This window comes from Anaerotignum faecicola (assembly GCA_024460105.1).
Taxonomy (GTDB): Bacteria; Bacillota; Clostridia; order Lachnospirales; family Anaerotignaceae; genus JANFXS01.
The window spans coordinates 1-431 of the sequence record JANFXS010000345.1 but is presented as its reverse complement, the minus strand read 5'-3'; the positions used below and the strand labels follow the sequence as shown (position 1 = coordinate 431).

1 protein-coding gene is annotated in these 431 nt (G+C 42.5%); it reads left to right on the top strand.

The window, feature by feature from the left end; genetic code table 11:
* The coding region (locus NE664_14300) for a HAMP domain-containing histidine kinase (GenBank protein MCQ4727806.1) at positions 1-431 on the top strand (431 nt) is incomplete at both ends.

Here is a 431-nt window from a genome sequence, read left to right as displayed (position 1 = left end):
CACCGATGAATGCCATTCTCGGTATGGCAGCAATTGCGGAGCAGTATGCCGGGGATCCTGAAAAAGTGATAAACTGTATGAAAAAAATCTCGTATTCTTCCAAGCATTTGCTGGCGCTGATCGATGAGATCCTTGATATGTCAAGGATTGAAAGCGGCAAGATGCTGCTTGAAAATAAGATTTTTTCACTGTCGGGCATGCTGGAAGGCATTGTATCTATGTTTCAGGAGCAGTTTAAAGGAAAAAAACTTTCGTTTAACATGGAGAAACGCAGTATCAAACATGACAGCCTCATTGGAGATGAATTCCGCCTCAGCCGTATATTGGTGAATATATTGTCCAATGCCATAAAATATACGCCGGAACAGGGACAAATTGTATTCTCTGTAACGGAGCTTCAGGCAGGCAAAGAGGGATATGTCAGATATCAG